Consider the following 24506-nt stretch of genomic DNA (forward strand, 5'->3'; position numbering starts at 1 on the left):
TCCGCCCGTCGAGGCTGCTCGCATGACCGAACCGGATGCTGCCGAGGCGCCGCTCGTCGTCGCCGACGCGGCCGCGTGGCGCGCGTGGCTGGACGCCCACGAGCACGAGACCACGGGTGTGTGGCTGGTGCTGGCGAAGAAGGGCACGGTCGAGCCGACGTCGCTGACCTACGCGCAGGCCCTGGACGAGGCGCTGTGCAGCGGCTGGATCGACGGGCAGAAGCGCAGCCGCGACGACGCGACCTTCCTGCAGCGGTTCACGCCGCGGCGGGCGCGGTCGATCTGGTCGCAGCGGAACGTCGAGCACGTCGCCCGGCTCGTCGCGGACGGCCGGATGCGGGCGCGCGGGCACGCCGAGGTGGACCTCGCGCGCGCCGACGGCCGGTGGGACCGCGCCTACGCCGGCTCGGCGACCGCGGAGGTCCCGGCCGACCTGCTCGCGGCCCTCGACGCCGTCCCCGCCGCACGTGCGGCGTTCGACGCGCTGGACCGGCAGGCGCGGTACTCGGTGCTGCACCCGCTCATGGTCGCGCCGACGCCGGAGGCGCGGGCGCAGCGGGTCGCGCGGGCGGTGGCGCGGCTGGCGGGGGAGTAGGGCGCTACCGGGCGGTCCCGGGTCGACGCGCCCCGGGACCCAGCCGGACCGGGACCGCCCGCCGGGTCTGCGCGAGGCGGTCGCGCAGCCGCGCGTTCTCCGCCTCCAGCTGCGCGACGCGGTCCCCCAGGGCGGCCGCGCGGTGCTGCGCGTCCGCGAGCCGGCGACGCAGCGCGGCGTCCTGCCGGTCGGCGGGCTCGGGCGGGACCGTGGCCTGGAGCGCCCGGATCCGCGCGGCGAAGTCCCGGTGCTGCCGCAGGTAGGTCACCGAGCAGTGCGCGGCGATGGCGATGGACAGGAAGTCGAACGGGCCGCCGTCGCGCTCGGCGAGGTCGATGGCGTGCTCGACGTGGTCGCGCACGACCTCGGCGCGGTGCCGCGCCTGCTCGATCACGCCGTCCTGACCCGGGACGTCCTGCTGCACCCACTCGTCCGACTGCACGGGCTCACCCTGCTCCTCGGGCGGGGGCGGGGGCCAACCTGGGAGCGGTCGGCGTCCCGGGGACGGCCTCGCGGTGGGTGGGCATAGCCCCGCCGACGGCCGCGGGGTGCGACCATCGGCCCAGGTGGCGTGTGACGCGCGCCTCGGCCGACGGAGCCGGGGCCTGCTCGCCGCGCGCCGGCGCGGACCCGATGCCACGCTCACCCCATGACCGGAGACGTCCAGCACGCAGCCGCCCGCGCCGGTGACCACCCGCTCCTGGAGAAGGGCGCCCGCCTCGGCTACGCCGCCAGCGGGGTCCTGCACCTCCTCCTCGCCTGGGTGACCGTCCAGCTCGCCTGGACGTCGGGCGGCGAGCAGGCCGACCAGCAGGGCGCGCTCCAGCAGGTCGCCGGGAACGGCTTCGGCCAGGTGCTGCTGTGGGTGCTGCTGGTCGGGTTCGTGCTGCTGGCGCTGTGGCAGGCGACCGAGGCGATCGCCTGGGGCGAGACCGCCGACCGGCTGAAGGCCGCGGCGAAGGCCGTGACGTACGCGGTGCTCGCGTTCACCACGGTGTCGGTGCTGACGGACCAGTCGTCGGGTGGGTCGGGCGGCGCGACGTCCGGGTTGCTGTCCTCCGGGTTCGGGCGGGTGCTGGTCGGGCTCGTCGGGCTGGGCGTCGTCGCCGTGGCGGGCTACCACGTCGTGAAGGGGTGGAAGGAGAAGTTCCTGGAGGACCTCGAGTCCAGCCCCGCGCCCTGGGTGCGAAAGGCCGGGAAGGTCGGGTACATCGGCAAGGGCGCGGCGCTCGCGGTCGTCGGGGTGCTGCTCGTCGTCGCCGCCGTGCAGGCCGACCCGGAGAAGGCCGAGGGGCTCGACGCGGCGCTGCACACGCTGGCGGGCCTGCCGTTCGGGGCGGTGCTGCTGACGCTCGTCGCGCTCGGGTTCGCCGCGTACGGGGTGTACGCGTTCGGGCGGGCGCGGCACGCGAAGGTCTGACCCCTTCTCCGGGGCGATGCGCGGGACTAGCGTCGCGCGCATGGGACAGGTCATCGCCTCGGCGACCACGTCGCTCGACGGCTTCATCGCGCGGCAGGACCACGGGATCGACGAGCTGTTCGGCTGGTACGACGCCGGCGACGTCGTCGTGGAGAACCACGGCGACCTGCCGCCGTTCCGGCTGACGGAGGAGAGCGCCGCCTACTGGCTGGCGTGGCGCGAGCAGCTGGGGGCGCTGGTCGTGGGGCGCGAGCTGTTCGACCTCACCGACGGCTGGGGCGGGAAGCACCCGCTGGGTGTGCCGTTCGTGCTGCTCACGCACCGGCCGGTCCGGGAGTCGGCGGCGCTCGGGTCCCCCGACCTGGTGGTCATGCACGAGGGCGTCCTGGAGGCCGTCGCCGCGGCGCAGGAGCTCGCGGGGGACAAGGTCGTGGGCGTCGCAGCCGGGACGATCGCGTCCCAGGTGCACGCGGCCGGGCTGCTCGACGCGGTGAACGTCGACCTCGTGCCGGTGTTCCTCGGGTCGGGGCGGCCGTACTTCACGGCGCAGGCCGGCGGGCCCGTGCCGCTCGGCGACCCGACGGTGGTGGTGCCGTCGCGCGGGGTCACGCATCTGAGCTTCCCCGTCCGGCGCTGAGGTCGGCGGACGACGGTGAGGTCGTCACGAACGTCTGACGACCTCGCGCCGATGGGACGACCTCGCCGCGGCGCCGCGGGGTCAGTGGACCTCGTGCACCCGGTGGTGCAGGTGCGCCACCCCGTTCGCGAACCGCTCCAGGTCCAGCAGCTCCAGGTCGACGCGCACGTCCCGCGGCAGCGCCCGGGTCCCGCCACCGACCAGGACCGGCGACACGAACAGGTGCACCTCGTCGACGAGCCCCGCGCGCAGCGCCAGGCCGGCGAGGTGCGCGCCGCCGATCAGCACGTCGTGCGGCGAGCTGTGCAGCAGCCGGCGCACCGCCTCCGGGTCGAACGTGGCCTCGACCTGGGTGCGCGCGCTGCGCGGGGTGGTGAGGGTGGTCGAGTAGACGACCTTGTGCGCCGCGCGCCAGAGCTGGGCGTACTCCTGGACGGCGGGCGGCTCGTCGGCAGTCTCCATCGTCTCCCACGCGACCATCACGTCGTAGAGCCGGCGCCCGTACAGGTACGTCCCGACGCCCCGGTGCAGCTCGTTGACCCGCTGGTGCACCGCCTCGTCCGGCATGCTCCAGTCGAACCGGCCGTCGCGATCGGCGACGAACCCGTCGAGCGACGTGATCGCGGAGTAGACGAGCCTGGCCATGGCCGACCTCCCGACGTGGGCGGGTCCCGCGACGCCGCGGGTCAGGGCACCAGGACAGCACACCGGGATGCGCCACGCCCGTAGGGTCGGGGCATGAGCCTCGACGTCGGCGTCCTGCTGCCCCGTGACCTGCCCGCCCACCAGGTGCTGCCGTACGCGCGGCGCGCCGACGAGCTCGGGTTCGCCGAGCTGTGGGTGGTCGAGGACCTCGGGTTCCGCGGCGGGATGGCGCAGGCCGCGGCGGCGCTCGCGGTAACGGAGCGGATCCGCGTCGGCGTCGGCATCCTGCCGGTCGGCGCGCGCAACGTGGCGTTCGCGGCGATGGAGGCGGCGACCGTCGCGGAGCTGTTCCCGGGTCGGCTGCACCTCGGCATCGGCCACGGGATGCCGGACTGGATGCGGCAGGCCGGTGCGTGGCCGTCGAGCCCGCTGACCGCGTTCGAGGAGTACGTGACCGCGCTGCGCGCGCTGCTGCGCGGCGAGGAGGTGACCGTCGACGGCCGGTACGTCCGGCTGGACGGCGTGCGGCTGGAGGCCCCGCCGTCCGAGGTGCCGCCGGTGCTGGCGGGGGTCCGCGGGCCGAAGTCGCTCGCCGCGGCCGGCCGGTGCGCCGACGGGACGGTGCTCGCCGAGCCCGTGGGGCCCGAGTACCTCGCCGCGGCGATCGCGCAGATCGGCCACGCCCCCGACCACCGCGTGGTGGCCTACGACGTCGCGGCCGTGGACGTCGACGCGGCCGCCGCGCGCGACCGGGTGCGGCCCGCGCTGGCCTGGATCGGCGACCCGGGCTGGGCGCCGCACATCGACCCGATGGACTTCGCGGGGGAGTTCCGCGCCCTCCGCGACCGGACCCCGGACCGGGCGGAGTTCGCGGCCGCGCTGCCGGACGCCTGGGTCGACCGGCTCGCCGTTGTCGGGACGCCGGAGCAGGCCCGGGCGCGGCTGGACGGGCTCGCGCTGGCCGGCGCCGACGCGGTGGTGCTGGCGCCCGCCGGTCCGGACCCGCTCGCGGGCCTCGAGGGGCTCGCGGCGGTGCTGTGAGCGTGCTCGCCCGGCTGGTCCGTGCGGCGCCGGCCGGGGCGCTGGCGCTCGCGCTGGTCGCGGGCTGTGCGGCGGGCGACGGCGCGGACGACGGCGGACGCGGTGCGGACGTGGCTGCCGGCGGTTCCCGCTCGGCGGATGCGGACGCGGATGCGGATGCGGGCGAGCCGACCCGGGCCGCCTCCGACGAGCCCCACCCCGGCGGTCCGCCGCCGGGCGTCGTCGTCGACTACCAGCTCGGGGGCGGCTACCCGGCCCCGGACGGCGTCGGCGGTGTGGTCCGCGACGTCACCGACGAGCCCGAGCCCGGCCTGTGGTCGGCCTGCTACGTCAACGGCTTCCAGACCCAGCCCGGCGACCGCGACACCTGGCTGACCGACCACCCCGACCTGGTGCTGCGCGACGACGCGGGGGACCCCGTCGTCGACGAGGGCTGGCCGGACGAGCTGCTCCTCGACACGAGGACCGCGGCCGACCGGGCGGCGCTCGCGGAGCTCGTCGGGGCGCAGGTCCGTGCGTGCGCCGAGCGCGGGTTCGCCGCGGTGGAGCTCGACAACCTCGACTCGTGGACCCGGTCCGGCGGCCGGCTCGACCAGGACGGCGCGGTCGACCTGGCGGCCCGGCTGGTGGCGGTCGCGCACGACGTGGGGCTCGCTGCGGGGCAGAAGAACACCCCGCAGCTCGGGACCCGCGGGCGGGACGAGGCGGGGTTCGACTTCGCGGTGGCGGAGGAGTGCGCGCAGTACGACGAGTGCGCGGCGTACACGGAGGTCTACGGCGACGCGGTGCTGGACATCGAGTACACCGACGCCGGCTTCGCCGCTGCCTGCTCCGACCCGGACCGGCCGCCGTCGACGATCCGCCGCGACCGGGACCTGAGCACGCCGGACGATCCGGCGTACGTCTTCGCCGCCTGCTGACGGGGCGGCGCCCGGACGGCGGCCGGCTGATCCCCACCCGATTCCCCCGCCGCGCCCTGATCGATCGGGCGACCGTGCGAGAAAGGGCTGGGGACCAGGCGCGCCCCGCACGACGACGGCCCCCCGACCCGATCCGCGGGTCGAGGGGCCGTCGTGCGGCAGGGCGTCAGCGCTGCGCGCGCACCCGGCGGGCGACGAGCACGAGCGCGCCGCCGGTCAGGAGCATCAGCCACGCCCCGGCCATCACGAGGCCGGGCTGCGCGCCGGTGACGGCCAGCTCCGGGTCCGCGGCGGCGGGCGTCGCCGCCGGCACCGCGAGCTCGACCGGGAGGGTCGCCCACCGGCCGGAGGTCCCGCCGGTGGCGATCACGGTGTGCGCGCCGGACGGCACGTCGGCCGGGATGTCGGCGAGCAGCCGCGCGACGCCGTCGGCGCCCGCGACCGCCGTGCCCAGGAACACCGGGTCGGAGTGCAGGTAGAACGCCACGGTCTCCCCGGGCTCGAAGCCCTCGGCGACGAGCTGCATCTGCTGCCCCGGGGCCGTGGCGGCCTTCGGGGTGTCCAGCGTGGCGCCGGGCAGGGCGCCCACGCGGCCGGGCTCGCCCGCGACCGTCACCGTGATGACGCGGGTCGCGGCCGCGGCGGCCGAGGTCTCCGGCAGCTCCAGGACCAGGGTGTGCGTGCCCGGGGCCAGGACGGGGAGCGTGACCCGGACGCGGCCGTCGGCGGGGACGTCGCCCCGGACGAGCACGGTGTCGCCCGAGCGGACGAGCCACGTGCTCGGCAGCGGGGTGCCGCCGACGGTCACGTCGAACGCGCCCGGCGTCGCGACCGGGACGTCCAGCCGCTCCGGCGCGGTCACGGTGGCCGGGACCTTGATGACCGTCACGGTGCCGGTGCCGGTGGCGGACCGGTACGGGCCGGCCGACCCGGAGGACGCGCGGGCGAACGTGTGCCGGTTGTCCTCCGGGGCGTACGTCGCGGTGGCGGTCCAGCGACCGAGGGAGAGGCCCGGGACGACGACGGACGCGGTGCCCTGGGTGCCGAGCGCGACCTCGTCGAGGACGACCGGCGCGCCGCCGCCCTGCGGGGTCAGGGTGACCTGCACGTCGCCGGCGGGGACGGGACCGCCCTTCGGGCCGGCGACCGTCACGGGCACGGTGGCGTCCCGGCCGGCGACGATCGTCGAGGACCCGACGGTGACGGTCGGGGTGGCCTTGGCCACGGAGGCCCAGGCGGTGCCGTACTCCTGGCCGTAGCCCGCTGCGGTCACGCGGACCTCGAGCCAGATCTCCTGGCCCAGGTCGCGGGTGCCGGGGGTGAAGGTGGCCTGCTCGGAGCGCAGCTCGCCGTCGACGTACCACTGGTGCGCGAACGACGCGCCCGCCGGCCAGCCCGACGGGACCGAGGTGAGCGTGGTGCCGGCGGTGGCGACACCGTTCGTGGTGCCGGTGATGGCGACCGCGCCGGACATGGTGCCCGGCAGCACGACGGGGGCGTTGGTGCTCACCGTGCGGGGCGCCAGCGGGGCGCGCGTGCCGGTGACCTCGGCGTGGATCGCCTTGCCCAGATCGGCGGCCGTGGGCGTGTACGTCGGGCCGGTGCCGAGCACGGTGCCGTCGGCGTCCTTCCACGCGTAGGTGAGCGTGAGCCCGTCCGCCTCGGACGGCGCCCAGCCGTGGGTGCCGACCGTCACCGGCGCGCCGACGGTCGGCGTGCTGGTGAGGCCGACGACGCCCGGGGTGATGGCCGTGATCGGGTCGACGCCGACGTAGCCGGAGGCGGACGCCGCGTACCCGGTCGTGCCGGTGTAGGCCGCGACCACGCTGGTGGGGCCGGTGATCGTGCGCGTCAGCGTGGCGGTGCCGCCGGAGAGCGGCACCGGCACGTTCTCGGTGCCGCCGATGGTGAAGACGACGTCACCAGCCGGGGCGCCGGGCACGGTCGCGGTGAAGGTGACCTGGTCGCCGGTGACGACGCCGGTCGTGCGGGACGCGGTGAGCGTCGTGGTGGTGGCGACGTCCTGCTCGACCGGGCCGTCGAGCTCGACCGTCCGGTTGGCCGGGAAGTACCCGTCCTCGCGGAACGGGCAGCGCAGGTGCAGGTTGTACAGGCCGGGGTCGACGTCGGCGTAGTCGACGGTGAACGTCCCGGCGCGCTGCGTGGGCGTGTTGGTCGTCAGGGTGACCCCGCCGGACACGCCGGTCTCCTCGCCCGTCCACGTCCAGAGCGACCAGTCGGCGCCGCGGGCGGTGTCGCCCTCGTCGAGCTGGCAGGAGAACTGGTAGGTCACCTGCTCGCCGGCCGCCTCGGTGCCCGAGACGACGGAGAGCGAGGAGGAGTGGGCGAGGGCGGCGGGCGCCGAGAGCAGCACCGCGGCGACCGCGGCGACCGCGGTCAGCGCGGCGGGGCGCCGGAGGCGCCGGTGGAGGAGGCGTGGCATGGGGTCCCCGGGGTCGGTGGGAGGGTCGCGATCGACGGCCCCATCGGCAGGCGCCGCCGCCCGGAGCGCAAATCCGCGCGGGACCTTGGTCCCGGTGGGTGCTAGCACCCAGACCGCACGACGACGGCCCCCCGACCCCGTCCACGGGTCGAGGGGCCGTCGTGCGGCGGGGCGTCAGCACAGCGCGCGCACCCGGCGGGTGACGAGCACCAGGGCACCGCCGACCGCGACGAGGAACGCCGCGGCCAGGCCGAGGGCGCCGCCCTCGGAGCCGGTCACCGCGAGCTCGCCGGCGCCGGTCGCCGCCGGCGTGACGGCCGCCGGGGCCGCCGCGACCGGGGCGGCCACCGGGGTGACCTCGGTCGGCACGGGGACGGCCAGCTGCACCGCGAGCGTGGCCCAGCGGCCGGTGGTGCCGCCGGTGGCGTACACGGTGTGCGCGCCCGTGGGCACGTCGCCGGGCACGGTCGCCATCAGGCGGGCGATGCCGTTCGCGTCCGCGACCGCGGTGCCGAGGAACACCGGGTCGGAGTGCAGGTAGAACGCGACGGTCTCACCGGGCTGGAAGCCCTCGGCGACGAGCTCCATCTGCTGGCCCGGGGCCGTGGCGGCCTTGGGCGTGTCGAGCGCCGCGGACGGCGTGGTGCCGGTCCGGACGGGCTCGCCGACGACGGTGACCGTGATGGTCGCGGAGCCCGCGGCCGACAGCTCCGTGGCGGGGACCTCGAGCACCAGGGTGTGGGTGCCCGCGGTGAGCACCGGGACCGTGACGGCGAACCGGCCGTCGTGGGTCGCGCCGTGGCTCAGGACCGTCGTGCCCTCGCGGAGGGTCCACGAGGCGGGGAGCACGGAGCCCGGCACGGAGACCTTCGCGTCGAAGGTCGAGCGCATCGCTACCGGGACCGTGAGCGTGGCCGGGGCGGTGACCGTGGCGGCGGCGGGCAGGACCTTCAGGGTGCCCTCGCCCTGCGCGAACGTGTAGCCGCCGAACGACGCGCTCAGGATCGAGAAGGAGCGCGCCCACATCTGGTCACCCGTGTAGGACGCCGTGAGCTGGTAGGAGCCGGCCGGGAGGTTCGGGATCCGGTAGGTGGCCACACCGTTCTCGAGCGACTGACCGGTGAGCGGCTGGCTGTACCCGTTGCCGTGCACGTACAGGTCGACCGGGCCGGTGACCTGGGGACCCTTCGCCGGGCCCTTGACCGAGATGGTGACGATCGCGGCCGCGCCGGCCGTGATCGTCGGGGCGGACACGGTGACCGTGGGCTGCGCCTGGACCCAGCCGGCCGAGCGCACGGACTTGTACGTCTCGTAGCCCTCGGCGCGCACCTCGAACTCGAGGTCCACGAACTGGCCGATCTGTCCGGCGGCCGGGGTGAAGGTGCGGCCCGAGCCGACCTGCACGCCGTCGACGGTCCAGCGGACGGTGTACTCGGCGCCCGGCGCGAAGCCGGTCGGCGTGGCCGTGTACTCCTTGCCGTAGGCGAGCTCGTAGCCGTTCGCGGCGTCGATCTGGAACCAGCCCTCGGGCATCGGCTTCAGGCCCGCGTCGTCGTCGGAGTCGGAGTCGTCCGAGTCGTCGGAGTCACCCGGGAGCGTCGGGTCGATCGTGTTCCAGGCGACGATCGTGCCGGCGCCGCGGGTGCTGCCGTCGGGCGACGTCGGGTCGGCGACCAGGTAGATCATCCGGTTGAGGTCGGTGGGCGTGTAGGTCGTGCCCCCGCCGACGACCGGGCCGTCGAAGTCGTCCAGGCGCCACTCGTAGGTGAAGGTCGTGCCGGCCATCCAGTTGGTGGTCGGGCGCACGGTGATCGGCGTGCCGATGGTGGCGACGGGGTCGCCCCACTCGTCGGCCGTCGTGCCGGAGAACACGAAGTCAGTCCACTCGTCCGGCGCCTCCACGCGGTCGTCCGCCTGCTGGCCGTCGTCGACCGGGGTGCTCTCGACCGGCGTGCTCGGCTGCGGCGTGACGGGACCGGCGGCGGGCGCCTCGGCGAGGACGATCCCGAGGTTCTCCTCGAGGACCGTGACGAAGTGCTCCCCGTCGTAGGCGATCACCGTCAGCTTGAGCTGCTTGCCGAGGTCCGCGGACGTCGGGGTGAACTGGGCGGAGGCGCTGCGCCACCCGTTGTTCGTCCGCCAGTCCCAGGAGTACTCGGTGCCGGTCGGCGCCGGCTCGGTCTGCTCGAGCGTGAGCGTCTGGCCGACGACGGCGACGCGGTCGCCCTGCTGGTCGACCGAGTAGCCAGAGACGCGGAAGCCGCCGGCGGAGAACGACGGGCCGGGTTCGGCGGAGCCCTGGTCGCTGTCCGGGGCGTTCTGCGCGGGCGTGGTCGTGCCGGTCGACGGCTGGTCCGCGACCGGAGTGGTGTCGGCCGGGACGTCGGTGTCCGAGGTGTCGCCCTGCGTCGGGGTGCCCGGCGTCGGCGAGGTGTCCTCCTCGGAGCCCGACCCGGTCGTGACCGGGGTCGACTCCACCGGGGTCGACTCGACCGGCGTGGTCGAACCCTGCTCCGGGGCGTCGGGCTGCGGGTCCGGCTGCGGCTGCGGGTCGGCGGGCTGCTGCGGGTCCGCGACGGGCTGGGTCTCGACGACGGCGTTCGGGTCGGTCTCGCCCTCGTCGGCGGCCGCGGCGCCTGCCGGGATCAGCATCGCCGCGACGACCGCGGCGGTCGCGAGGGCGACGGGACGCCGCATGCGTCCCGATCGCGTGCGCGAAGTGTGCACTGGGTTCTCCCCCTGTCGGACGGGGAGCGATCCCCGTGCTCGTTGAACGGGGGCCTCATCGGCGCGAGCGCGCGACGCGTCAGGGATTCTGAGGTTCGGTGCGGCGCGCGTGGGTGGTACCACCCCGGCCCCGGCGCGGGGCGGGCGTTGACCGGCGGGGACGCGGCACCGCGCGACGGCGCGACCCACCCGACGTACCGTGAACCGATGGCGATCGGAGACGACTCCGGCCTCGACGACGGCCGGGTGCTGGTGCGCGGGGACCTCGTGGTCGAGGTGCCCGCGCGGTGCGTGCGCGTCGCGGACCGCCCGGTCCCGCTGACCCGCAGCGAGTTCGAGATCCTCGTGGCGCTCGCGGAGCGCGCCGGTCAGCCGGTGTCGAAGGACGAGCTCGCCGTGGCGGTCGCGGTGCACGGGCCGCACGCCGTGCCGACGCCGACGGACGCGGACCGCCGCAGCATCGAGGTGCACATGGCGAACCTGCGCCGGAAGCTCGCGGAGGGGTCGGGCGACCGGACGGCGATCAGCACCGTGCGCGGCCTGGGCTACCGGCTGACGCCCGAGGTGCGGGTCCCGGAGCAGCGCGACGGCACCGCGGGCTGAGCCGCGCCGCCGCCGCGCCGGACCGGGCGCCGCGGAGGTCGGGTCAGCGGGTCGCTGCGGCGAGCGCGGCGCGCAGCCCCTCGGCGTCGAGCTCGGCGCCGTACGCGGGGGTGTCCCGCTGGAACCGCCAGCCCTCGGACAGCGGACCCGCGTCGACGACGTCGAAGCCCCACCGGTCGATGAGCGCGGTGACCTCGGCCTTGGCGTCCGCGTCGTCCCCCGCGATGGCGAGCGCACGGCGGCCGGGCGTCCCGGCGGGCGTGCCCTTCGACCCGAGGTCGGCGGCGGTGATGTGGTTGAACGCCTTCACCACGCGGGCGCCGCCCAGGTGGTCGGCCAGCAGCTCGGCGCTGGTGGTCGAGCCGTCGTCGAGCGCGGCCACGTGTCCGTCGCGCTCCCAGTAGTAGTTGTTCGTGTCGATGACGACCTTGCCCGCCAGCGGCTCGGCGGGGACCTGCGCGTAGGCGTGGAACGGCACGGTGACGACGACGACGTCGCCGTCGGTCGCGGCCTCCTCGGCGGTGCCGGCGCGCGCGCCGTCGCCGAGCTCGGACACCAGGTCGACGAGGGTGTGCGGACCGCGCGAGTTGCTGAGGACGGGCGTCTGCCCGTGCTGGACGGCCAGGCGGGCGAGCGCGCCGCCGATGTGGCCGGCGCCGATGAATCCGATCGTGGTCATGCCGGGCCAACGCGGACGAGGGCGCCCGTTGTTCCTGGTCAGCCGACCCGGTTCCGCCGTGGGGAAAATCCGTTGGTGCCCGCGGCGGGGCGGACGTACGGTCGAGGCACACGGGAAGGAGGTGGTCCGAGACATGAAGTCTTCTTGGACGCGTGAGGTGACTGCCCGCTAGTCGCGGACAGCAGTGTTCGGACGGATTGCGATCCGTTCGCCGCGCCGCCGGTCCGACCGGCGACCGCGACGGGCGAATCCCCGCAGTCGCCGCAGCCCGTGGGAGCCGCGAGCTCGTCCTTCGCGGCAGGGCCCTCCAGTAGGAGGCCCGGCCCACGGGCTGTTCCCTGCCCGGGCGCGGACGCCTGGGCAGGACGGGCTCAGGCAGCGCCGAGCCGCGCCCGCAGCCCCGCGCGCACCGCCGGCCACTCGTCGGGCAGGATCGAGAAGTACGCGGTGTCGCCCCGCGAGCCGTCCGGCGCGAGCCGGTGGTTCCGCAGCACGCCCTCGGGGACCGCGCCGAGCCGGGTGATCGCCGCGACGGAGCGGGTGTTCCGGGTGTCGGCCCGCAGCGCGACCCGCGCGCAGCCCCAGACGTCGAAGGCGTGCTCCAGCATCAGCAGCTTGCAGGCCGGGTTGTTCGACGTGCCCCACCAGCGCGGGGCGAAGAAGGTGTGCCCGATCTCGACGCGGGGCACCCGGAGGTCCCGGTCGTAGAACGACGTGCTGCCCCGGACCTCGCCGGTCGCGGCGTCGAGCGCCGCGAACGCCAGCCGGCCGGGCGCCGCGCGGGCCCCCTCGATCTCGGCGCGCCAGGCGTCGACGCCGACGGGCAGCGCGGAGGACATCCCGGCCCACACCCGCGCGTCGACGAACGCGGCGAGCGCCTCCGCGTGGGGGAGGTCGAGCGGGACGAGCCGGGCGCCGTGGCCCTCGAGGATGACGTCGTGCAGCACCCGGAGAGCATGCCGCACCCGACCCCTTGCGGTCGAAAGCTAATGGCATTAGCCTGTGGGCTATGGACAACAACGACGCACGACGCACGCTGCACCTGCCGCGGCCCGAGGGGAGGGTCGCCTACGACGACGCCGGCACCGGCCCGCTCGTCGTCATGGTCCCCGGGATGGGAGATCTGCGGTCCACCTACGACGAGCTCCGTGCCGCCCTGCTCGGCGCGGGCTACCGGGTCGTCACCACCGACCTGCGCGGCCACGGCGACTCCGACGCCGGGTTCGCGACGCACGGCGACGAGGCGACGGCGGGCGACGTCGTCGCGCTGGTCGAGCACCTGGCCGCGGGGCCCGCGGTGCTCGTCGGCAACTCGATGGGCTCCTCGGCGGCGGCCGTGGTCGCGGCCGACCGGCCGGACCTGGTCCGCGGGCTGGTCCTGCTGGCGCCGTTCCTGCGCGACCCGCAGCTCCCCGGCGCGGTGCGCGCGGTGATGCCGCTGGTCTACCGGGCGATGCTCGCGACCCCGTGGGGCGCCGCGGCCTGGGCCGGCTACTACCGGTCGCTGAACAAGGGCACCCGGTCGCCGCGGCTGGACGCGCACACGGCGGCGATCCGGGCGAGCCTCCGCCGCCCCGGCTACCTGGGCCAGTTCCGCGACCTGGCGCTGGCGCTCACGCACGCGCCCGTCGAGGCCCGCGTGCCGCGCATCCAGGCGCCCGCGCTCGCGGTCGTCGGGGCGCTCGACCCCGACTGGAAGGACCCCGCCGCCGAGCTCGCGTGGATCCGGGACGCGATCGGCGCCCGGGCGGTCCTGGTCGAGGACGCCGGGCACTACCCGCAGCACCAGACCCCGGACGTCGTGGCCGAGGCGGTGCTCGGGCTGCTCGCGGACGTCGCGCCGGTGGCCCCCGCCGCACCCGCCGACGGGGGCGCCGGTGCCTAGGGCCGGCCTGTCCCGCGAGGCGGTCGTCCGGATCGCGCTCGACCTGGTGGACGACGGCGGACCCACCGGGTTCGCCGACCTCACGCTCGCCAAGGTCGCCGCCGAGGCCGGCGTCGCGACCCCCAGCCTCTACAAGCACGTGGGCTCGCTGGCCGCGCTGCGCCGGGAGGTCGCCGTCCTCACGGTGCAGGACCTCGGCGCTCGGCTCGTCGACGCGACCGTCGGACGCTCCGGCCCCGACGCGCTCCGGGCGCTGGCGGGAGCGATGCGCGGCTACGCCCACGCCCACCCGGGCCGGTACGCCGCCGTCCAGGTCGCGCCGGACCCCGCCGACCCCGACTCGGCCGCGCTGGCCGCCGCGGCGGCGCGCACGGTCGAGGTGATCGCGGCTGCGCTGCGCGGGTTCGACCTGCCCGAGGAGCGGTCGGTCGACGCCGTGCGGGCGGTCCGGGCGGGCGTGCACGGGTTCGTGGCCCTCGAGCTCGGCGGCGGGTTCCGGATGCCGCAGGACCGGGACCGCAGCTTCGACGTGCTGGTCGGGATGCTGGTGGCGGGCGTCGCGGCGCTCGCGGCCGACGACGGCGCCGCCACGGGCTGAGCCGGGCGCCCCGGCGCGTCTAGGGTGGGCGCGTGGCCGAGCTGAAGACACCCCGCGAGATCGAGGCGATGCGGGCGGCGGGTGCCTTCGTGGCCCGCGTGCTGAGCAGCCTGCAGGACGTCGCCCGGGTGGGCATGACGCTGAAGGAGCTCGACGCGCACGCGCACCGCCTGATCGACGACGCCGGCGCCCACTCCGTCTACCTGGGCTACCACCCGTCGTTCGGCGCGATGCCGTACCCGGGCGTGCTCTGCACCAGCGTGAACGACGCCGCGCTGCACGGTCTGCCGTCGGAGCAGGTGCTCGCGGACGGCGACGTGCTGAGCATCGACTTCGCGGCGCAGGTGAACGGCTGGGTCGCCGACTCGGCGCTCACCTTCCAGCTCGGCACGCCCGACCCGGAGTCCCAGCGGCTGATCCGGGTCACCGAGGAGGCGCTCGCGGCGGGCATCGCGCAGGCGCGCCCGGGCAACCGGATGGGCGACATCTCCGCGGCGATCGGCGAGGTCGGCCGCGCGGCGGGACTCGGGATCAACGCCGACTTCGGCGGCCACGGCGTCGGGCGCACGATGCACGAGGAGCCGCACGTGCCGAACCTCGGCCGCCGCGGGACCGGTCTGAAGCTCAAGGCCGGGCTCGTCATCGCGATCGAGCCGTGGTTCATGGCCGGCGGCGACGGCTACGTCATCGACCCCGACGGCTGGACGATCCGGACCGCCGACGGCTCGCGCGCCGCGCACGCCGAGCACACCGTCGCGATCACGGCCGACGGCCCGCTGGTGCTCACGGCCCGCAAGGGCTGACCCGCGGCGGGTGGCTCCCGCCGGCCCGCGCCCGCGCCGCCGGCCCGCGCCCGCGCCGCCGAGCCGGTCGCGCCGCCGAGCCGACGCGCGACCGACGCCCCGCGTTCACCCCGCCGACGCCCCCCGGCCAGCGCGGTCCGCGAACGTGACGTGGACGCCCGTCGCGGTCGCGCGGACGCCTGGACGGGCGGGGGCGGCGCACGCTCGGGGGAGGTCGGGCGCCGCCCCCGTCGCGTCGTGGCCGCGGTGCCCGCGAGGCCGGCGGGTCAGGCGCGCAGGTGCGCCCACTCCTGCGGGTTGACCGTCAGCCACTCCGCGAGGGACTGCGCCGGGCGGCCCGACAGGCGACGGACGATCGGCGACGGGGTCGCGAGCTCGCCCGTGGCGATCGCCGTGTACGAGGACACCCAGCCGTCGACCTCCCACGGCTCGGCGCCGTACCCGGCACGGGACGCGTAGGCCTCCTCGACCGTCTCCGGGTGGTACGTGATCTCCCGACCGGTCGCGGAGGACAGGGTCTGCGCCGCCTCGGCGAGGGTGTACCCGCTCGGGCCGGTGACGTCGTAGGTGGCCCCGTCGTGCGCGTGCGCCCGCTCGTCGAGCAGCACCGCGGTCGCCACGTCCGCGACGTCGTCGTGCGCGACCGCGGCGACCAGGCCGTCGCCCGCCGGCCCGCGGATCACGCCGTCCTCGCCCACGAAGTGCACGACCGCATCGTGGTACAGGCAGTCCCGCAGGAACGTGAACCGCAGGCCGGACGCGCGGATGTGCTCCTCGGTGACCCAGTGGTCGCGGGCGAACGTGAACGTCGCGTCGGGTGCCGCGCCCATGAACGACAGGTAGACCAGCCGCTCGACCCCGGCGTCGACGGCCGCGTCCACGGCGGCCCGGTGCTCGGCGACCCGGTCCGCGGACTCGCGCCCGGATACCACGAAGACGGTCCGGGCGCCCGCGAACGCCGCCCGCATCGACGCCACGTCGCGGTAGCCGGGGCTGAGGGCGACCTCGGTCTCGGTGCCCGGGATCGACGGGGCGCGGTCGGGGGAGCGGACCACCAGGCGCTGGTGCGCGCCCTCCGCGGCCAGCCGGACGGCGAGCCGGCGGCCCACCCGGCCCGAGGCGCCCGTCACCACGATCAGGTCGTCGTCCATACGTCTCCTCCGCACCGGTCGGCCCGCGGGGCGCGTGCCCCGGCTGGCAGCGACGGTAGCGGTGCGGGGGCCCGTCGGCGACGGGGGCGGACGGCAACCCTGACGCCGCGTGAGAGTACGATCCCGTCGGCCCCCACCCGACCTCGAACGGATCCCCGTGCCCGCGACCCCCCAGCCCGCCCCCGCGCCGCCCGACGGTGCGCACCCCGCCGTCCCCGAGGCGGACGCCTCGTGGTCGGTGCGCACGGCGCTGCGCTCGCCGGCCCGGCTGCGCACCGAGGTGCTCGGCGGCCTGGTGGTGGCGCTCGCGCTGATCCCGGAGGCGATCTCGTTCTCGATCGTCGCCGGCGTGGACCCGCGGGTCGGGCTGTTCTCGTCGTTCGTCATGGCGGTGTCGCTGGCGTTCCTGGGCGGGCGGCCGGCGATGATCTCCGCCGCGACCGGCGCCGTGGCGCTGGTGGTGGCCCCGGTCGTGCGGGACCACGGGGTGCAGTACCTGCTGGCGACGGTCGTGCTCGGCGGGGTGATCCAGGTGGCGATGGGGCTGCTCGGGGTGGCGCGGCTCATGCGGTTCATCCCGCGGTCGGTGATGGTCGGGTTCGTCAACGCGCTCGCGATCCTGGTGCTCGTCGCGCAGCTGCCGCACCTGGTCGACGTGCCGTGGGTGGTCTACCCGCTGGTGGCGGCGGGGATCGCGATCATCGCGCTGCTGCCGCGGCTCACGACGGTGGTGCCGGCGCCGCTGGTGGCGATCGTGCTGCTGACCGTCGTGACCGTCGTGGCGGGGCTGGCGGTCCCGCGGGTGCGCGACCAGGGCGAGCTGCCGGACAGCCTGCCCGCGTTCGTGCTGCCCGACGTCCCGCTGAGCCTGGAGACGCTGCGGATCATCGCGCCGTACGCCGTCGGGCTCGCGCTGGTCGGGCTGCTCGAGTCGCTGATGACCGCGAAGCTCGTCGACGACGTCACCGACACCCACTCGGACAAGACCCGCGAGGCCTGGGGCCAGGGCGCCGCGAACGTGCTCTCCGGCCTGTTCGGCGGCATGGGCGGCTGCGCGATGATCGGCCAGACGATGATCAACGTGAAGGTCTCGGGCGCCCGCACCCGGATCTCGACGTTCCTCGCCGGCGCGTTCCTGCTGGTGCTGGTCGTGGTGCTCGGCGACGTCGTCGGGGCGATCCCGATGGCCGCGCTGGTGGCCGTCATGGTGATGGTCTGCGTCGCGACGTTCGACTGGCACTCGGTGCGCCCGTCGACGCTGCGCCGGATGCCGCTGAGCGAGACCGCGGTGATGCTCGTGACGGTCGCGGTCACCGTCGCCACGCACAACCTCGCGTACGGCGTCGTGTCGGGCGTCCTGGTGGCGACGGTGCTGTTCGCCCGTCGCGTGGCGCACCTGACGACCGTCACCCGGCTCGACGCGGGGGAGGACCCCGGCGTGCGGCGGTACGCGGTGTCCGGGGCGCTGTTCTTCGCGTCGTCGAACGACCTCGTCTACCAGTTCGACTACGACGGGGACCCGGCCCGGGTGGTCATCGACCTGGCGGACGCGCACGTGTGGGACGCGTCGACGGCGGCCACGCTGGACGCGATCGTCACCAAGTACGCCGCCAAGGGGAAGACGGCGGAGGTGGTCGGGCTGAACGCGGACAGCGCGCGGCGGCTCGGGCGGCTGGCGGAGGCGCTCGGGGGCGGCGGGCACTGAGCGGGCCGGGGGCCGGGCTCGCGCGCGAGCCCGGTGCGGGGCGCGGGTGCCAGGATGGACGACGGACCCGACGACCCCCTGGAGGACCCGGCGTGACGGACGACCGCTACCGCGTGATGACGGTGTGCACCGGCAACATCTGCCGGTCCCCGATGGCCGAGGTGGTGCTGCGCGCCCGCCTGGAGGACGCCGGGCTCGGCGACCGGGTGGTGATCGACTCGACCGGGGTCAGCGACGAGGAGCACGGCAACCCGATCGACCGCCGGGCCCGCGCGGCGCTCGCGGCGCGCGGCTACGACGTGCCCCGGCGCGAGGCCCGCCAGGTGCGGGCCGCCGACCTGGCCGACCGCGACCTGGTGCTGGCGATGACGGCGTCGCACGCCCGGGCGCTCCGGCGGATCGCCGGTGACGACGAGGAGGCCGCGCGGGTGGTGATGTTCCGGACGTTCGACCCGGCGGCACCGCGGGTGGCCGACCGTGCCGACGAGCACCTCCTCGACGTCGACGACCCCTGGTACGGCGGGCCGGAGAACTTCGAGCGCTGCCTGGACGAGATCGAGGCGGCCGCGGACGGCGTGGTCGACGCGGTCCGCGCGGCGCTGTCCGACCGGGACGCCGCGCGGGCCTGACCGCGGGCGCGCCGGGCGGGGGCCGGGGCAGGATGGGGCGGGTGAAGGTCTCCGCGCGCTCCCAGGTGCCCCCGTTCGCCGTGATGGACATCGTCGCGGCGGCCAACGCCCGCCGCGCCGCCGGCCAGTCGGTGCTCAACCTGTGCGTCGGCGAGCCGTCGACCGGCGCCTCCGACGTGGTGCGCGAGCGCGCGGTGCAGCTGCTCGCGGGCGGGGACCTCGGGTACACCGAGGCGCTCGGCAGCCCGGCGCTGCGCGCGGCCATCGCCGCGCACTACCGGTCCTGGTACGGCGTCGACGTCGACCCGGCGCGGGTGGCCGTCACCACCGGGTCGTCGGGCGGGTTCATGCTCGCGTTCCTGGCGGCGTTCGACGTCGGCGACCGGGTGGCGCTGGCCCGGCCCGGGTACCCCGCGTACAAGAACATCCTGGCGTCGCTGGGCTGCGAGGTCGTCGAGCTGCCGTGCGGTCCGGAGACCCGGTACCAGCCGACGGTCGAGCAGCTCGAGGCGCTGGACCGCCCCGTCGACGGCCTCGTCGTCGCCGGCCCCGCGAACCCGACCGGCACGCTGATCGACCGGGCGTCGCTCGACGGGCTCGCCGCGTGGTGCGCGGGGCACGGGGTCCGGCTGGTGTCGGACGAGATCTACCACGGCATCACCTACCCCGACGCGGTCGCCGCCGAGCCCGGACCGGCCGGCGCCCCGACCGCCGCGACCTCGCTCGGCAGCGGCACCGTGGTGGTCAACTCGTTCTCCAAGTTCTGGGCGATGACCGGCTGGCGGCTCGGCTGGCTGCTGCTGCCCGAGGACCTGGCCGCGCCCGTCGACGCGCTCGCCGGCAACGTCGCGCTGTGCCCGCCGGCGCTCGCCCAGCACGCGGGCGTCGCGGCGTTCACGCCCGAGGGGTACGCCGCCGCGGAGGCGAACGTCGCCCAGTACGCGGCGTCCCGCCGGTCGGTGCTGGACCGGCTGCCGGAGCTCGGCTGGTCCCGGGTCGCGCCCGCCGACGGGGCGTTCTACGTGTACGCGGACGTGTCGGCGACCGGGCTGGACTCGCGGACCTGGTGCGCGCGGCTGCTCGACGAGGCCGGTGTCGCGCTCACCCCCGGCACCGACTTCGACTCGGTGGACGGGCACGACTGGGTGCGGCTGTCGTTCGCGTCCGCGCCGGCCGTGGTCGCCGAGGCGGTCGACCGGGTCGTCGCCTGGCAGCGGACGCTGTAGCGCCCACGCCCGCGGCGCCCGGAACCGCGCCCCGCTGCCGTCCGTTGGGCCGGTCAGGACGTGCGCCCCGACGGCGCGCACGGGCGAGGAGGGCGACATGAGGTGTCCCACGGACGGGGCCGAGCTGGTGATGGCGGAGCGGCAGGGCGTCGAGATCGACTACTGCCCGTCGTGCCGCGGGATCTGGCTGGACCGCGGCGAGCTCGACAAGATCCTCGACCGCGCCGCAGGGACGCCCACGCCGGGGGCGCCGGACCCCGGGCCCAGGGGCCCCGGCTACCCCGCGGCGCCCGCGCCCGGCTACCCGCCGGCCCCGGGCTACGACGGCTACGGCGACCGGGGCCACCGCGGGGACGGGGGCTACCGCGACGACCGGGGCCACCGCGACGACCGCGGGTACGACCGCCGCCCCGACGACCGGCGGTACGACGACCGGCGCGACCCCCGGTACCCGTACGGCAAGAAGAAGAAGCGCGAGTCCTGGCTGGGCGACCTGCTCGACTTCGACTGAGCCGCGGGCCGCGAGCACCGGACGTCGGTGCTCGCGGCCGCGACGTCAGGGCTTGCTGAAGTACTCCTGGCTGGCGATGATCCCGCCGATGATCGCCTCGACACGGCCGCCGCGCTGGATCTGCGAGACCCAGGACGCCTGGCCGACGGCGTCGATGTGCCGGTCCAGGAGGTCGACGTAGTAGCCGTCCACGACGGTCGTGAGGTGCTCGGACGAGAGCAGGAAGCCCATGGCCACGCTCGTCCGCGACTTGCCCTGCGCCAGCTGACGGGTCCACCCCGTGATCTCGGCAGCCGATGGGTTCCTGTTCAGGACGTGCTGGTAGAGCCGGGCGACCCAGGCCGAGTTGCTGCCACCGGCCCGCTGGTAGTACTCCGCGGAGGCGATGAACCCGCCCTCGATGCTCTGGACGGTGCTTCCCGTCTGCATGGCGCGGAGCCACGACGCCGCACCCGCCGGGTCGGGAGACCGGCCCAGGTAGGTCTGGTAGGCGCCCGCGATGAGGCGCGACCGGTACTCGTCCGACCCGGTGATGGCGTTGGCTACGGCGACGCGCGGCTGCCCGGCCAGGAGGTTGCGGGTCCAGCTGGTCAGGCCGGTCGGGTCGGGTGCGCGCAGGAACAGGTCCTGGTACACCTTCGTCACGTACCGCTGGATCTGGGACGCCTCGGCCGACGGGCCCACCGTGACCCGCGCGGTCCCGGCGACGGACGTGGTGGTGATCGCGGCGTCCGCCCCGGGGACGTCCCAGGTCTGCCCGATCGGGAGGGAGGGGTTCGCGAACGACGGGGCGGTGGGCCGGAGGTCGAGCAGGAAGCTCGTCGGGTACCGGTAGGTCGTGTCTGTCAGCACCAGGCGGGCCTGGACACCGGCCCATTCGGGGCGGTGCAGGGCGTCGGAGTCGACGGCCGGGCGGAAGTCGGCGAACACCGGGCCGAGGTCCGAGGTCAGGCGGACGCCTCGGACCCCGGTGGTCTGGGACAGCGGCGTGAGGTCGACCGTGGTGGTGGCGAGCACCGGGCTGTCGATCCTCGTCACGGTCGCCCAGCCGAGGGCGTCGGCGAAGCCCGAGCTCAGGCTGCCCGGCCGGGTCCAGTCGCGGCCCTGCCCCATGACGTCGGTGTCGTCGCCGTACTCGGTGACGGTGCAGGTCCGGCCGTCGGAGGTGAGCGGCACGCGGCCGCCGCCCGCGGTCGTGCACACGAGGGTGTTCGCGTGCCCGAGGCCGAGGTTGTGCCCGAGCTCGTGCGCGAGCACGTAGATGTCCGTGGCCCCGTTGAGCCAGATGGCGCCGCCGTTGATGGTGGCGAGACCGGCGAAGTCGCAGCCGGCGTGCTCCGGGAACCAGACCGCGATGTGCCGGGTCGACGTCGGCGTCAGCCCGGTCTGCTCGAGGACCTGGCCCATGATCGCGTCCTCGTCGCACAGCGCCGGCCGGGTCACGGTGACCGCCGCGCGGACGGACGTCTGCAGGTCCACGCGGCCGTTGCTCTGCCGCTCCCAGTAGGTCTCCGTCCCGGCGGCGGCGGCCTGCAGCTCGGTGGTGGGCACCGTGGCGGAGCTGCTCCACCGGGCAGGCACGACGACGAGCTGGTGCACGCCCGAGACGAGCGCCGCCTCCGGGAGCGACGTCGGGTCGGTCCCGCCGTCCGTCACCTCGACGTCCACGACCTGGGTGGCGGGCGCCACGGCGTCCTCCTCCGTCGCCAGCGCGGCGAGGGCACCGTCCTCGTCGAGCCCGGCCCGGGCCTGGATCGTCACGGTGACCGCCCCGCCCGCGGGCAGGCCCTCGGACGGACTCAGCTCGGCGCCGACGACGGGGGCCTGCACGGCGGACAGGTCGATCACCGCGTCGCCGACCTCGGCGTACGCGGTCGTGACCGACCCCTCCTCGAAGTGCCGGCCCTCGGCGCCGACGCGGTCGGACGTGCGGTACACGACCCGCCCGTCGACCTGGAACTCCTGGGTCGGCTCGTCGGCGAGCGCGGCGACCGGGGCCAGGAGGCCCAGGACGGCGGCGCCCGCCGTGGCGAGGCCGGCCCGGCGGCGCAGGGCCGGGTGGCTGGAGACGGTGGGACTCATGCGGGTCCTCCTGGGGCCCTGGTGCGGGCGGGACGGTGCTGCGGGGCGGGCGCAGGCCGCGCATCGCCCCCTGTGTGCTCGATGGTGCCCTCTTCCCGAGCCCGCGCGCTGGGGTTCCGGCGCGCGCGACCCGGATGGCGCAGCGTCTCCATCGGACGCCGGACCGCCCGCGTGAGCGGCCCAGGATCGATGGGGTCCGACCAGGTGACCTAGGGTCGCCTGCGTGGACGTGGCGGTGCTGGGAGCGACGGGGGACGTCGGGCGGCAGGTGTGCGCGCAGCTCATCGAGCGGCGGGTGCTGCCGACGACGTCGCGGCTGCAGCTGGTCGGGCGGCCGGGCGGCGCGTCCGGGCGGGCGTCCTACGGGCTGCGCGCCGACCTGGTCGACGCCTACGACGAGCACGCGCCGCTCATCGACGTGGCGCTTGACCCGGAGGACGTGGTCGCCGACGTCGTCGTGCTGACCGCGGGTCGGACCGCGCCCGCGCGGGCCGGGGCGGTGACGGACCGGGCGGCGCTCGCGGCGGAGAACCACGAGGTGTTCGCCTCCTACGCCCGCGCCATCGCCCGGCACGGCTCGGGGCACGAGGTCGTCGTCGTGGTGTCGAACCCCGTGGAGCTGGGCGTGGCCGTCGTGGCCCGCGAGCTGGGCCGGCACCGGGTGATCGGCATGGGCGCCTGGCTGGACACGCTGCGGTTCCGCCGCGAGGTCGCGGTGTCCCTCGGCGTGCGCCGGCACCGGGTCGGGGGCTTCGTGGCCGGGCAGCACGGGGACGACCTGGTGCCGCTGTGGTCGACGGTCCGGATCAGCGGGCTCGACGTCGAGGAGCGGCGGCGCGCGGTGGCGGCGCTGCGCGGCGGGCGGACGCTCGACGGGTTCGCGGCCGAGATCGAGGACGCGAAGCGGGACCTCGGCGGCCTGATGGCCGACGACGTGGCTGCCGCGTTCGACCTGGTCGAGACCTGGCCGCCGGACCTGCGCGGGGTCGCGCGGCCGTGGCTCACCCACCAGAGCGGGGCCAAGACGGCGGCGGCCACCGCGAACGCGACGGTCGACCTGGTGGACACCGTGCTCGACGGGCGGGACATCGTCGTCGCCGGCCAGGTCGCGCTGGACGGGGAGGTGGCCGTGGCGGGGACGCCGCTGCGCGGGGTGCTCGGGGTGCCGGTGGTGCTGGGACCCGAGGGCTGGACGCGCGTGCTGCTGGACGAGCCCGAGCCGGACGAGGCGCGCCGCCTGCTGGCCTCCGCCGCGCGGATCGACGCGATGCTCGCGCCGTGGGGCCTGGGCGCGGGGGCGGGCCGGTGACCGCCGTCGGGCCCGCGGGTGCCGCCGCGGCCGCCCCGGGGGCCGACCGCCGCTGGGTCGCCTTCGTGGCCGGCGCCGACGCGACCGGCACCCTCACCGCGCTGACCGGCGTGTTCTCCACCCGGGGCGTCTCGTTCGACTCGCTGACCACGGGCGACGTCGCTGACGGCGTCGGCCTCATCGTGGTCACGTTCACGGCCTCCGAGCGCCGGCAGCGCCTGCTCCTGCGCACGCTGCGGCGGCTCGCGGCCGTCCGGTCGGCCGAAGTGCGAGCGGTCGACGACCCGGCGGTCCGCGCCGCCGCCGTGGTGCACCTGCCGCGCGAGTCCGGGGCGTTCGTGCCGCCCGAGGGCGCGGCCGTGCGCTGGTCCGGCGACCCCGGCGCGGGCCAGCCGGTGCTGGTCGAGGGGCCGCTCCCCGAGGTCGAGCGCGTGGTGGCGCACGCCCGCGCCCGCGGCGCCGACTCGGCCGCCACGGTCGTGCTGCCGCTGCCCGCGGCAGAGTTCACGGAGCCGTAACGCCCGCCGACCGGACCCGCGGGACGAACGGCCCACGTCCGCGGTTAGGCTGTGACCCAGACAACTCAACACGCTGCTCGAACCGCGGCGGGAGAGCCCTCCCGCGCGACCGCCCCGGCGGTCGTGACCGCGAGGCGCCGAAGGAGCAACCCTCCCCGGGAATCTCTCAGGCCCCCGTACCGCCGTGGCGAGGCAACTCTGGAAAGCGGCCGGCTCACGCCGGCCCACCGACGGTGCAAGTCGGCGCGCCCCGGCCCTCACGGGCACGGCGGACCGGCAAAACTCTCAGGTCGTACGTCCGCGGCACGCCCGCGGCCGGCGGATGACAGAGCGGGGAGACGCGCACCACCCGCCCGTCCGCCTTGCACGTCCGACCCGC

The 24506-nt window shown here is 76.1% G+C and carries 23 protein-coding genes and 1 riboswitch; of the genes, 15 read left to right on the forward strand and 8 right to left on the reverse strand.

Features of this window, described 5'->3' with window-relative positions; genetic code table 11:
* The first annotated feature begins 22 nt into the window (after window positions 1-22).
* Window positions 23-595 carry a YdeI family protein gene (locus KVT14_RS03350; protein WP_217614358.1) on the forward strand — a complete coding sequence of 191 codons (573 nt, stop codon included), beginning with the start codon at window positions 23-25 and terminating at the stop codon, window positions 593-595.
* 4 nt (window positions 596-599) lie between these two features.
* On the opposite strand, the gene KVT14_RS03355 is transcribed toward KVT14_RS03350, so the two are convergent.
* On the reverse strand, window positions 600-1037 hold the full coding sequence (locus KVT14_RS03355) for a hypothetical protein (protein WP_217614359.1): 438 nt from the start codon (window positions 1035-1037) through the stop codon (window positions 600-602).
* Window positions 1038-1244: 207 nt separating this feature from the next.
* Between KVT14_RS03355 and KVT14_RS03360 the strand changes: the two genes are divergently transcribed.
* On the forward strand, window positions 1245-2015 hold the full coding sequence (locus KVT14_RS03360) for a DUF1206 domain-containing protein (protein ID WP_217614360.1): 771 nt from the start codon (window positions 1245-1247) through the stop codon (window positions 2013-2015).
* A gap of 40 nt (window positions 2016-2055) precedes the next feature.
* Window positions 2056-2652 carry a dihydrofolate reductase family protein gene (locus KVT14_RS03365; protein ID WP_217614361.1) on the forward strand — a complete coding sequence of 199 codons (597 nt, stop codon included), beginning with the start codon at window positions 2056-2058 and terminating at the stop codon, window positions 2650-2652.
* A gap of 81 nt (window positions 2653-2733) precedes the next feature.
* On the opposite strand, the gene KVT14_RS03370 is transcribed toward KVT14_RS03365, so the two are convergent.
* Window positions 2734-3297, reverse strand: coding sequence for a dihydrofolate reductase family protein (locus KVT14_RS03370; protein WP_147795119.1), 564 nt, complete (start codon window positions 3295-3297; stop codon window positions 2734-2736).
* A gap of 93 nt (window positions 3298-3390) precedes the next feature.
* Here KVT14_RS03370 and KVT14_RS03375 point away from each other — a divergent pair, with 93 nt between their 5' ends.
* On the forward strand, window positions 3391-4338 hold the full coding sequence (locus KVT14_RS03375) for an LLM class flavin-dependent oxidoreductase (protein ID WP_217614362.1): 948 nt from the start codon (window positions 3391-3393) through the stop codon (window positions 4336-4338).
* Window positions 4335-5258 (forward strand): endo alpha-1,4 polygalactosaminidase, encoded by a 924-nt coding sequence (locus tag KVT14_RS03380; RefSeq protein ID WP_308160866.1) that lies wholly within the window; start codon window positions 4335-4337, stop codon window positions 5256-5258. Before KVT14_RS03375 ends, KVT14_RS03380 begins: the two co-directional genes overlap by 4 nt.
* A gap of 166 nt (window positions 5259-5424) precedes the next feature.
* Here the strand turns inward: KVT14_RS03380 and KVT14_RS03385 are convergent, their stop codons facing one another.
* A complete protein-coding gene (locus KVT14_RS03385; protein ID WP_217614363.1) occupies window positions 5425-7701 on the reverse strand; it encodes an Ig-like domain-containing protein in 2277 nt (758 codons plus the stop codon).
* A gap of 174 nt (window positions 7702-7875) precedes the next feature.
* A complete protein-coding gene (locus KVT14_RS03390) occupies window positions 7876-10398 on the reverse strand; it encodes an Ig-like domain-containing protein (protein WP_217614364.1) in 2523 nt (840 codons plus the stop codon).
* A gap of 237 nt (window positions 10399-10635) precedes the next feature.
* On the opposite strand from KVT14_RS03390, the gene KVT14_RS03395 reads away from it, so the two are divergent.
* Window positions 10636-11031, forward strand: a complete 396-nt coding sequence (locus KVT14_RS03395; RefSeq protein WP_147795124.1) for a winged helix-turn-helix domain-containing protein — start codon at window positions 10636-10638, stop codon at window positions 11029-11031.
* 43 nt (window positions 11032-11074) lie between these two features.
* On the opposite strand, the gene KVT14_RS03400 is transcribed toward KVT14_RS03395, so the two are convergent.
* Entirely contained in the window at window positions 11075-11710 is a 636-nt protein-coding gene (locus tag KVT14_RS03400) for an NADPH-dependent F420 reductase (protein WP_217614365.1), read from the reverse strand.
* 371 nt (window positions 11711-12081) lie between these two features.
* Complete coding sequence (locus tag KVT14_RS03405) at window positions 12082-12657, reverse strand: GNAT family N-acetyltransferase (RefSeq protein ID WP_217614366.1); 576 nt, start codon at window positions 12655-12657, stop codon at window positions 12082-12084.
* Between the two features lie 62 nt (window positions 12658-12719).
* Here KVT14_RS03405 and KVT14_RS03410 point away from each other — a divergent pair, with 62 nt between their 5' ends.
* From KVT14_RS03410 to map, 3 genes are read left to right on the forward strand one after another with little or no spacing between them, the layout of a single operon-like run.
* Window positions 12720-13595 (forward strand): alpha/beta fold hydrolase, encoded by an 876-nt coding sequence (locus tag KVT14_RS03410; RefSeq protein WP_217614367.1) that lies wholly within the window; start codon window positions 12720-12722, stop codon window positions 13593-13595.
* The gene (locus tag KVT14_RS03415; protein ID WP_217614368.1) at window positions 13588-14193 is read left to right on the forward strand and encodes a TetR/AcrR family transcriptional regulator; all 606 of its coding nucleotides are present in this window, start codon (window positions 13588-13590) and stop codon (window positions 14191-14193) included. Before KVT14_RS03410 ends, KVT14_RS03415 begins: the two co-directional genes overlap by 8 nt.
* Before the next feature lie 32 nt (window positions 14194-14225).
* Complete coding sequence (gene map, locus KVT14_RS03420; RefSeq protein WP_217614369.1) at window positions 14226-14996, forward strand: type I methionyl aminopeptidase; 771 nt, start codon at window positions 14226-14228, stop codon at window positions 14994-14996.
* Window positions 14997-15262: 266 nt separating this feature from the next.
* On the opposite strand, the gene KVT14_RS03425 is transcribed toward map, so the two are convergent.
* Window positions 15263-16147 (reverse strand): SDR family oxidoreductase, encoded by an 885-nt coding sequence (locus KVT14_RS03425; RefSeq protein WP_217614370.1) that lies wholly within the window; start codon window positions 16145-16147, stop codon window positions 15263-15265.
* Between the two features lie 238 nt (window positions 16148-16385).
* Here KVT14_RS03425 and KVT14_RS03430 point away from each other — a divergent pair, with 238 nt between their 5' ends.
* The 4 genes from KVT14_RS03430 to KVT14_RS03445 all read left to right on the forward strand — a co-directional run bounded on the left by KVT14_RS03430 (window position 16386) and on the right by KVT14_RS03445 (window position 20218).
* Window positions 16386-17852, forward strand: a complete 1467-nt coding sequence (locus tag KVT14_RS03430) for a SulP family inorganic anion transporter (RefSeq protein ID WP_308160869.1) — start codon at window positions 16386-16388, stop codon at window positions 17850-17852.
* Between the two features lie 116 nt (window positions 17853-17968).
* Complete coding sequence (locus KVT14_RS03435; protein WP_217614403.1) at window positions 17969-18481, forward strand: low molecular weight protein-tyrosine-phosphatase; 513 nt, start codon at window positions 17969-17971, stop codon at window positions 18479-18481.
* Window positions 18482-18522: 41 nt separating this feature from the next.
* Window positions 18523-19707, forward strand: coding sequence for a pyridoxal phosphate-dependent aminotransferase (locus tag KVT14_RS03440; RefSeq protein WP_217614371.1), 1185 nt, complete (start codon window positions 18523-18525; stop codon window positions 19705-19707).
* 97 nt (window positions 19708-19804) lie between these two features.
* On the forward strand, window positions 19805-20218 hold the full coding sequence (locus tag KVT14_RS03445) for a zf-TFIIB domain-containing protein (RefSeq protein WP_217614372.1): 414 nt from the start codon (window positions 19805-19807) through the stop codon (window positions 20216-20218).
* Window positions 20219-20263: 45 nt separating this feature from the next.
* Here KVT14_RS03445 and KVT14_RS03450 read toward each other — a convergent pair whose 3' ends face one another.
* Complete coding sequence (locus KVT14_RS03450) at window positions 20264-22300, reverse strand: DUF4214 domain-containing protein (protein WP_217614373.1); 2037 nt, start codon at window positions 22298-22300, stop codon at window positions 20264-20266.
* 223 nt (window positions 22301-22523) lie between these two features.
* Between KVT14_RS03450 and KVT14_RS03455 the strand changes: the two genes are divergently transcribed.
* The gene (locus tag KVT14_RS03455) at window positions 22524-23609 is read left to right on the forward strand and encodes a lactate dehydrogenase (RefSeq protein WP_147795134.1); all 1086 of its coding nucleotides are present in this window, start codon (window positions 22524-22526) and stop codon (window positions 23607-23609) included.
* Window positions 23606-24127: a hypothetical protein gene (locus KVT14_RS03460; protein WP_217614374.1), complete on the forward strand. Its 522-nt coding sequence runs from the start codon at window positions 23606-23608 to the stop codon at window positions 24125-24127. The genes KVT14_RS03455 and KVT14_RS03460 overlap by 4 nt, the downstream gene beginning before the upstream one ends.
* Before the next feature lie 78 nt (window positions 24128-24205).
* A riboswitch (glycine riboswitch) is annotated at window positions 24206-24319 on the forward strand.
* The last annotated feature ends 187 nt before the right edge of the window (window positions 24320-24506 follow it).

The sequence above is a fragment of the Cellulomonas sp. GbtcB1 genome (assembly GCF_019091725.1).
Classification (GTDB): Bacteria; Actinomycetota; Actinomycetes; order Actinomycetales; family Cellulomonadaceae; genus Cellulomonas.

What these genes read in the sequence shown, in the direction of transcription:
- KVT14_RS03350 (WP_217614358.1), top strand. Translation starts at nt 23, where the DNA reads ATGACCGAACCGGATGCTGCCGAGGCGCCGCTCGTCGTCGCCGACGCG.
- KVT14_RS03360 (WP_217614360.1), top strand. Translation starts at nt 1,245, where the DNA reads ATGACCGGAGACGTCCAGCACGCAGCCGCCCGCGCCGGTGACCACCCG.
- KVT14_RS03365 (WP_217614361.1), top strand. Translation starts at nt 2,056, where the DNA reads ATGGGACAGGTCATCGCCTCGGCGACCACGTCGCTCGACGGCTTCATC.
- KVT14_RS03370 (WP_147795119.1), bottom strand. Translation starts at nt 3,297, where the DNA reads ATGGCCAGGCTCGTCTACTCCGCGATCACGTCGCTCGACGGGTTCGTC.
- KVT14_RS03375 (WP_217614362.1), top strand. Translation starts at nt 3,391, where the DNA reads ATGAGCCTCGACGTCGGCGTCCTGCTGCCCCGTGACCTGCCCGCCCAC.
- KVT14_RS03385 (WP_217614363.1), bottom strand. Translation starts at nt 7,701, where the DNA reads ATGCCACGCCTCCTCCACCGGCGCCTCCGGCGCCCCGCCGCGCTGACC.
- KVT14_RS03390 (WP_217614364.1), bottom strand. Translation starts at nt 10,398, where the DNA reads ATGCGGCGTCCCGTCGCCCTCGCGACCGCCGCGGTCGTCGCGGCGATG.
- KVT14_RS03395 (WP_147795124.1), top strand. Translation starts at nt 10,636, where the DNA reads ATGGCGATCGGAGACGACTCCGGCCTCGACGACGGCCGGGTGCTGGTG.
- KVT14_RS03400 (WP_217614365.1), bottom strand. Translation starts at nt 11,710, where the DNA reads ATGACCACGATCGGATTCATCGGCGCCGGCCACATCGGCGGCGCGCTC.
- KVT14_RS03410 (WP_217614367.1), top strand. Translation starts at nt 12,720, where the DNA reads ATGGACAACAACGACGCACGACGCACGCTGCACCTGCCGCGGCCCGAG.
- KVT14_RS03425 (WP_217614370.1), bottom strand. Translation starts at nt 16,147, where the DNA reads ATGGACGACGACCTGATCGTGGTGACGGGCGCCTCGGGCCGGGTGGGC.
- KVT14_RS03435 (WP_217614403.1), top strand. Translation starts at nt 17,969, where the DNA reads ATGACGGTGTGCACCGGCAACATCTGCCGGTCCCCGATGGCCGAGGTG.
- KVT14_RS03445 (WP_217614372.1), top strand. Translation starts at nt 19,805, where the DNA reads ATGAGGTGTCCCACGGACGGGGCCGAGCTGGTGATGGCGGAGCGGCAG.
- KVT14_RS03450 (WP_217614373.1), bottom strand. Translation starts at nt 22,300, where the DNA reads ATGAGTCCCACCGTCTCCAGCCACCCGGCCCTGCGCCGCCGGGCCGGC.